At 65.2% G+C, this 7,625-nt stretch carries 6 protein-coding genes; 2 read left to right on the plus strand and 4 right to left on the minus strand.

The features are described from left to right. Positions 1-9 precede the first annotated feature (9 nt). From RBB46_RS14625 to RBB46_RS14635, 3 genes are all read right to left on the minus strand, one after another. Entirely contained in the window at positions 10-2,043 is a 2,034-nt protein-coding gene (locus RBB46_RS14625) for a TRAP transporter fused permease subunit (RefSeq protein WP_306029751.1), read from the minus strand. Positions 2,044-2,111: 68 nt separating this feature from the next. Then, positions 2,112-3,116 carry a TAXI family TRAP transporter solute-binding subunit gene (locus RBB46_RS14630; RefSeq protein ID WP_306029752.1) on the minus strand — a complete coding sequence of 335 codons (1,005 nt, stop codon included), beginning with the start codon at positions 3,114-3,116 and terminating at the stop codon, positions 2,112-2,114. A 37-nt stretch (positions 3,117-3,153) separates the two neighbouring features. Next, positions 3,154-3,864, minus strand: a complete 711-nt coding sequence (locus tag RBB46_RS14635) for a GntR family transcriptional regulator (protein WP_306029753.1) — start codon at positions 3,862-3,864, stop codon at positions 3,154-3,156. 143 nt (positions 3,865-4,007) lie between these two features. Between RBB46_RS14635 and RBB46_RS14640 the strand changes: the two genes are divergently transcribed. Continuing rightward, positions 4,008-4,733, plus strand: coding sequence for an SDR family oxidoreductase (locus tag RBB46_RS14640; protein ID WP_306029754.1), 726 nt, complete (start codon positions 4,008-4,010; stop codon positions 4,731-4,733). Positions 4,734-4,800: 67 nt separating this feature from the next. Here RBB46_RS14640 and RBB46_RS14645 read toward each other — a convergent pair whose 3' ends face one another. Then, positions 4,801-5,421 (minus strand): TetR/AcrR family transcriptional regulator, encoded by a 621-nt coding sequence (locus tag RBB46_RS14645; RefSeq protein WP_306029755.1) that lies wholly within the window; start codon positions 5,419-5,421, stop codon positions 4,801-4,803. A 134-nt stretch (positions 5,422-5,555) separates the two neighbouring features. Between RBB46_RS14645 and RBB46_RS14650 the strand changes: the two genes are divergently transcribed. Next, positions 5,556-7,592 (plus strand): NADH:flavin oxidoreductase, encoded by a 2,037-nt coding sequence (locus RBB46_RS14650; protein ID WP_306029756.1) that lies wholly within the window; start codon positions 5,556-5,558, stop codon positions 7,590-7,592. The last annotated feature ends 33 nt before the right edge of the window (positions 7,593-7,625 follow it).

Raw genomic sequence — 7,625 nt, forward strand, 5'->3', positions numbered from 1 at the left:
GCGGCCCTGTCAGGCGGCGGCGGCCCGCGCCCGCCTTTCCTTCACCTGGAGCAGGACAACCGGTGCGAGAAGGGCGAGCCCCGCCGCCATTGTCGCCAGTCCCGGGGCGATGAACAGGAAGGCAACGGCGCCGGTCCACCAGCGCTCCCATTTGCCCATCGGGGCCAGGAGATAGCCTGAAAAGGCGACGCCGAGACAGCCGATGCCGAGCATCGCCCCTGTCAGCGTCACGGCGAAGGCCGACCAGCTGAAGTCCGCCGCCACCAGCAGGAGCGAGGGCGAATAGACGAAGACGAAGGGCACCAGCGCCTTGGCGATACCGAGGCGAAAGGCGGTGTTTCCGGTCTGGAACGGGTTGGAGCCGGCAATGCCGGCCGCGGCATACGCGGCGAGCGCGACCGGTGGCGTGATGTCCGCAAGGACGCCGTAGTAGAACACGAAGAAATGCGCCACCAGCGGTTCCACCTGCTGCACCGCCAGCGCCGGCGCGGCGACCGCGACCAGGATGATGTAGGTCGCGGTGGTGGGGATGCCTGCACCCATGATGATGCAGGAGATGGCGATCATGATCAGCGAGACGAACAGGGTCCACTGGGCGACGGTGAAGGCCGACAGGGGCCAGAGGCCGCCGAAGACCGTGCCGATGTCGCTGGCGGCCTGGACGATCATGTAGCCGAGACGGAAGCCGACACCGGTCAGCGTCACCACGCCGACGACGATGCCGACGGTCGCCGCCGCCGCACCGACGGCGAGCGTGTTCTTGGCGCCCGAGGCGAGCGCGTTCCACAGGTCGAGTGGCGTGAGGCGGTTGACCGGGTTGAGCACGCCGACGACGACGCAGGCTATGATCCCGTAGACAGCCGCATAGTCCGGGGTCCGGCCGGAAAGGATCAGGTAGACGAGGATCACCAGAGGGATGATCGACAGCCAGTGCTGCTTGACGACGACGCCGAGCTTCGGCAGCTCCGCCGCGCTGAGGCCGCGCAGGCCGAGGCGCTTGGCCTCCAGATGCACCATCGTCAGGATGCCGAAATAGTGCAGGAGCGCGGGAAACAGCGCCGCCGCCAGCACGTCGCGCAAGGGGATCTGCAGGTATTCCACCATGATGAAAGCGGCTGCGCCAAGGATCGGCGGCGTGATCTGGCCGCCCGTGGAGGCGGTCGCCTCGACAGCCGCGGCGAAGCGCGGCGGATAGCCGACACGCATCATCGCCGGGATGGTCAGGGCGCCGGTCGTCACCGTGTTGGCGATCGAGGAGCCGGAAATCGTGCCCATGAAGGCGGAGGAAAAGACCGCCACCTTGGCCGGGCCGCCGGAATAGCGGCCGGCGACGACCATGGCGATGTCGATGAACAGCTGCCCCAGGCCGATGCGGGTGGCCAGCACGCCGAAAACGATGAACAGGAACACGTATTTGGCCATCACGCCGATGGCGATGCCGTAGATGCCCTGGTTGGTCATGTAGAGATGGTTGACGAGGCCGAGCCAGGACGTTCCGCCATGCTTCAGAGGGCCCGGCATCCAGGGGCCGAACAGGGCGAAGCCCATGAACAGCAGCGCGATGATCGGCAGGGTGATGCCGACGGAGCGCCGGGTCGCCTCGAGCGTCAGCAGGATCAGGGCCGATCCGAAGAAGATGTCGACGGGAGCCGGATTTCCGACGCGGATCGCCAGCGTCTGAGGCGATTGAAGCGGCAGGTACATGGCCGCACCGACCGCGAGCATGGCCAGAAGCATGTCGAGATAGGGAATGCCCTCGACGCGATACCAGCGGTTGGGCAGGAGCTCGCTTTGCGAGGACTTGCGCCAGGAAAACAGCAGGAAGACGAGCCCCAGGACGAAGGAAAGATGGATCGCCCGATGCATCAGTTCCGGGATCAGGGCGAAGCCCGATGCATAGAAATGATAGATCGACATGATCGCCAGCAGGCCCGTTATCAGCGGCCCGATGCGCGGTCCGACCGGACGGAAGGCCGTTTCCGGATCGAACTTGCGTTCGATCTCGGCAAGCTCTGCGGCGGAAAGGGTGGGGGCGGAGACCATGGTCGATCCTTCTCAAGGAAAACCCCGGAAACGCGGCGCGCTTCCGGGGTCATCCGGTCTTTGGACGGTTACTTCAGCAGGCCGGCTTCGCGGTAGAACTTCTCGGCACCGGGGTGAAGCGGGATGCCGATGCCGTTCAGGGCCGTCTCCTTGGTGATCGCCTTGCCCTTGGCGTGGCCGGTGTCCAGCAGCTTGCGGGTGTTGTCGTTCCACAGCGCCTTGGTGATTCCGTAGATCAGCTCCTCGGACTCGTCCGCGCTGGTGATCCACTGCGCGCCGACGGCGACGGTCGTGGTTGCCGGCACGCCCTCGTAGGCCCCCTCCGGAATGTCGGAGGACGAGAAGAAGCCGTACTTGCCGATGAGCGCGTCGGCGCCTTCGCCCTTGATCGGGACGAGTTTGATCTTGACGGCGGAAGCCAGCTCAACGATGGCGCCGGTCGGGTAGCCGCCGACAAAGAAGAATGCGTCGATCTGGCCGTTGCGCAGGGCATCGCCCGCCGCGTCCGGCTTGAGGGCCTCCGCGCTGATGTCGTCGACACCGAGACCGGCCGACTCGAGGATCAGGTTGGCGTCCACATAGGTGCCCGAGCCCGGCTCGTCGAGCGAGACGCGCTTGCCCTTCAGGTCGGCGACGGAATCGATGCCGCTGTCGGCCAGCGCCACAAGGTGGATATGCTCGGGAAACAGCGCGGCGATGGCCCGCAGCTTCTCGGCCGGCGCCTGGCCGTCCATCGTGCCGGTGCCGGTAAAGGCCCAGTAAGCGACGTCCGACTGGGCGAAGCCCGAGTTGCGCAGGCCCGAGGAGATGGCGTTGAGGTTGTCGACGGAGCCACGCGAGGACACGGCCGAGGCGATCAGGCCGGGCACGCCGCAGCTGCCGCCTTCCTCGCAGGGACGCGAGCCGGGCGGGTTGGAAATCGCGTTGGCGATGACGCCGCCGACCGGATAGTAGGTCGCGGCCGTGCCGCCGGTGCCGATGGTGAAGAACTGGAGGTCCTGCGCGTTGGCGGCGCCCGCCGTCGCAACCACGGCCGCGAAAGCCGCGGTCTTCAGGAATTTCGAAATGTTCATGCTGTCGTCCTCTCTTCAGGTTTGCGTCGATATGCCGTCATTCGACGTTCTTTGAGCTGCTCATCGAAAGTATGAGTGCGGAGTACTTGTTGGCGCTCTTGGTGATGTGGTTTCGCAACAGGCTCTGGCCTCTCGCGATGTCACTCTCGAGCGCGGCATCCTTCAGTTCGGCATGCTCCTGCGCACTCGTTTCGACCCATGATCGCCTCTCGTCTTCCGGGATGGCGAGGGCATGGGCAGTCAAACGGTGGCGTCGTCCAAGCTCGTAATGCTGGGCAACGAGGTCCAGCAGGCGAGGCGAGCCGCAGTTCTGTGTCAATGCGATGTGAAAGTTGGCGTTGCGTTCGTCCCACTCCAGCGCGAAGCCGACGGGATCGAGTATCAGTTCCTGCTCCACCTCCTGCAAGGCATGATGCGCGGCGACGATCGCGGCCCGCCAGTTGCGATCGCTCGCCTTGACCGACCAGGCGAAGGCGAGGCACTCGAGCTCGGCGCGCACCCGTGCGATGTCGCTTTGTTCCTCGGGGGAGAAGTCCAGGACGAAGAAGCCCTTGCCGTCGGCGGCACCGACAATGCCCTCCCCCACGAGCATCGACAGTGCCTCGCGCACGGAAGGATGGGAAATCTTGTGCTCCCGCTTCAGCGCGTCGATGTTCAATCGCGAGCCCGCGGGGATGATGCCGAGCGAGATGTCTCGCCGGATGCGGTCCGACAGCGCCGTGCTCACCGATTTGCGTTGTTCGCCCATCGAGGCTGTTCCCCCCACGATGGATCATCATCTAACATCACGGCCTCCCACCGTCCAACTTTCTGAAAGTATGATGATGAGAATTTTATGTAAAGATATATAGGATCGTATTATGATTCATGGATTGAGAGTGGACTCCCTCGATGCTCAGATCGGTGATTTTCGGTGCGGCGGGCGAATTAGGCTCGGCAATCGCCGCTTCGTTGAGAGCGCGCGGCGACAGGATCGCCTTGCTGGACCTGGATGCGATGGCGCCTTGCGGCCGCGCGGGCGACTGGATGGGGAAGGCGAATCTTTCCTCCGACCGTTCCGTCGCCGAGGCGCTGACGGGAGCCCGCGCGCATCTTGGCGGCATCGATGTGGTGGTCAATGCGGCCGGCATCGTCTCGCGGTCCCGCATCGAGGATCTTGAGGCGCAGGAATTCGCCCGCGTCCTTGACGTCAACCTTGTCGGCGCGTTCCGGGTGACCAAGGCGGCAAGCGAGATGATGTCGGCCGGCGGAGCCATCGTTCATCTGTCGTCCTGCCACGGGCAAAGAGGAGGACCTGGCCGCGCCGCCTATGCCGCATCCAAGGGCGGGCTCGAGGCCTTCATCCGGGCGGCGGCGACGGAACTCGGGCCGCGGTCGATCACCATCAATGCCGTCGCGCCGGGCCCGACCGGACGTGGAATGGGCAACCGGAACCCCGCCCGCGACGTGTTCGTCGCGGCCGCGCCGATGCGCCGGGCGGGTGAGGGCAGGGATGTGGCGGAGGCCGTGGCCTTCCTGACCGGCCCTTGCGCGCATTACATCACCGGGCATGTGCTGCCGCTCGATGGCGGCGCATCCGCCACCAGCGACCTGTCGATGTTTGCCGTCCGCTCCTGACCTTGGCGGAGACGACCGCCCGGCCGGATTTCGGCCGGGTTCAGTGTTCCGGCGCGGTGCGGCGGGATCAATGGGCGTGCCGCGCGAAGAAGCGGTCGAGTTCGCGCTGCTGCGGCGCCTGCCCGGTGAAAATCTCCACATAATCGGCGATCCGCCTCAGCCGCTCGGCGCTGTCTTCCTGCGTCTGCATGGAGATGTAACCGATCTGGGTCAGGTAGACGGCCCGTGCGCGGACATCGGCGCGCGCCGCGTCCTGGCCAAAACGCCGGAACATGCACGTCAGTGCCTCGATGCGCTGCGTGTCCGCCTTGTGAACCTCGTCCGCTATCCCGGGCGATTGCAGCGCCCAGCTCCTGATCGCGAATTCGAACCTGGAATCGAACAATCCGCTGTCGAGCCAGCAGTCGCAGACGTTGAGCATCGCCTCGGCGACGGTCTCCGCATAGGCCTGGGTGCGTTCGGCCAGGTTGCCGGTGTTCTTCTGCCGCCAGCGCGCGATCAGGGCGTCGAGCAACTCCTCGCGGTTCTTGAAGAACCAGTAGAAGCTTGTGCGCGACAGGTTGAGCGACTTGGCGAGCGGCTGGATCTTCACAGCGTCCACGCCGGCCTCGAGCAACGTCTCGTAGGCGGCCTCCAGCCACAGGTCCGCGGATCCGCGCCAGCCACTGTCTTTCGAAGTCTGGTTCATGGCCGTTTCCTACGGAGGAGCGACAGGCAAGTCAATTTCATTGACGCATATGAACATGAAATTGACACTAGTGAACATTTCTAGGTACCCTGCCTCCGCAGTCGTCATTCCGAGCCAGACAGCGGAGCCAGGCCATGTCGAGCGATCCCCTTCTGCAGCCCTATCAGCTCAAGCACCTGAAGCTGCGCAACCGCATCATCGTCACCTCGCACGAGCCGGCCTATCCGGAAGACGGCATGCCGAAAGGACGTTACCGCGCCTATCACGCGGAGCGGGCCAGGGGCGGTGTCGCGATGACCATGACGGCGGGGTCGGCCGCCGTTTCCAGGGACAGTCCGCCGGTCTTCAACAACATCCTCGCCTGGAAGGACGAGGTCGTGCCCTGGGTGAGGGAACTCACCGACGCGGTGCACGAGGAAGGCGCCGCGATCATGATCCAGCTGACCCATCTCGGCCGGCGCACCCGCTGGGACAAGGCCGACTGGCTGCCGGTCGTCTCGCCCTCGCACAGCCGCGAGCCGTCGCATCGCGCCTTCCCCAAGAAGGCCGAGGACTGGGATATCGCGCGCATCGTCAAGGACTATGCGGACGCGGCGGAGCGCATGCAGGCGGGTGGCATGGACGGCATCGAGTTGCAGGCCTACGGCCACCTGATGGACCAGTTCTGGTCGCCGCTGACGAACGAGCTTGATGGCCCCTATGGCGGCTCTCTCGACAACCGGCTGCGCTTCACCTTCGATGTGCTCTCTGCGATCCGCGAGCGAACCGGACCCGACTTCATCGTCGGCGTTCGCTATACCGGCGACGAGATGTCGGAAGGCGGCCTGACGAAGGCGGACGGGATCGAGATATCGAAGCGCCTCAGGGACAGCGGTCTGGTGGATTTCCTCAACGTCGTCAGGGGGCACATCGACACCGATGCCGGCTTGACCGACGTCATCCCGATCCAGGGCATGGCCGGCTCCCCGCATCTCGACTTCGCGGGGGAGATCCGGGCCGCCACCGGCTTCCCGACTTTCCATGCAGCCAGGATCCCGGACGTGGCGACCGCGCGGCATGCGATCGAAAGCGGCAAGCTCGACATGGTCGGCATGACCCGCGCCCACATGACCGATCCCCATATCGTGCGCAAGATCATCGAAAAACGGGAAGACGAAATCCGTCCTTGCGTGGGAGCGAATTACTGCCTCGACCGGATCTATCAGGGTGGCGCGGCCTATTGCATTCACAACGCGGCGACAGGCCGCGAGGAGACCATGCCGCATGTGATCCCAAAGGCAGCCGCGCGGCGGAAGGTCGTCATTGTCGGGGCCGGTCCCGCCGGCATGGAGGCGGCGAGGGTCGCAGGCGAGCGCGGTCACGAGGTCGTCGTCTTCGAGGCGGCCAATGTCGCCGGCGGCCAGGTGCGCCTGACGGCCCTGAGCGCGCGTCGCCGCGAGATGATCGGCATCATCGACTGGCGCATGGCGCAATGCGAGAGGCTCGGGGTGAGCTTCCGGTTCGACACCTGGGCCGAGGCGGAGACCGTGCAGGCGGAACATCCGGACGTGGTCGTCATCGCCACCGGCGGCATGGCGCATACCGAGGTGCTGAAAGAGGGCAACGAACTCGTCGTCTCCTCCTGGGACATCATTTCCGGGGACGTGAAACCCGGCGCCAATGTTCTCGTCTTCGATGACGCGGGAGACCATGCCGGGCTCCAGGCGGCGGAAATCGTCGCCGGCACCGGGGCGAAGGTGGAAATCATGACGCCCGACCGCTCCTTCGCGCCCGAAGTGATGGCGATGAACCTGGTTCCCTACATGCGGTCGCTTCAGAAACTGGATGCCACCTTCACCGTCACCTACCGTCTGGAGGCGGTCGAGAGGAACGGGAACCGGCTGATTGCCCATGTCGGCAGCGACTATGGCGGCGTGTTGAAGCAGCGCCACGTCGATCAGGTGGTCGTCAACCACGGCACGATCCCGCTCGATGATCTCTATTTCGAGCTCAAGCCGCTGTCCCGCAATCTGGGGGAGGTCTCGCATGACGACCTGATCGCGGGAAAGCCGCAATCGGTGATGCGCAATCCGGACGGTGCGTTCCAGCTTTTCCGCATCGGCGATGCGGTCGCGGCGCGCAACACCCACGCCGCGATCTATGACGCGCTGCGGCTGGTCAAGGACATCTGACTCCGGAGCAGGGGCGCAGGGCGCAGGGGGCAG

It is taken from the genome of Stappia sp. MMSF_3263 (assembly GCF_030733745.1).
Lineage (GTDB): Bacteria > Pseudomonadota > Alphaproteobacteria > Rhizobiales > Stappiaceae > Stappia.

Coding starts and splice junctions, on each gene's coding strand:
- RBB46_RS14625 (WP_306029751.1), bottom strand. CDS start 2,043: ATGGTCTCCGCCCCCACCCTTTCCGCCGCAGAGCTTGCCGAGATCGAA.
- RBB46_RS14630 (WP_306029752.1), bottom strand. CDS start 3,116: ATGAACATTTCGAAATTCCTGAAGACCGCGGCTTTCGCGGCCGTGGTT.
- RBB46_RS14635 (WP_306029753.1), bottom strand. CDS start 3,864: ATGGGCGAACAACGCAAATCGGTGAGCACGGCGCTGTCGGACCGCATC.
- RBB46_RS14640 (WP_306029754.1), top strand. CDS start 4,008: ATGCTCAGATCGGTGATTTTCGGTGCGGCGGGCGAATTAGGCTCGGCA.
- RBB46_RS14645 (WP_306029755.1), bottom strand. CDS start 5,421: ATGAACCAGACTTCGAAAGACAGTGGCTGGCGCGGATCCGCGGACCTG.
- RBB46_RS14650 (WP_306029756.1), top strand. CDS start 5,556: ATGTCGAGCGATCCCCTTCTGCAGCCCTATCAGCTCAAGCACCTGAAG.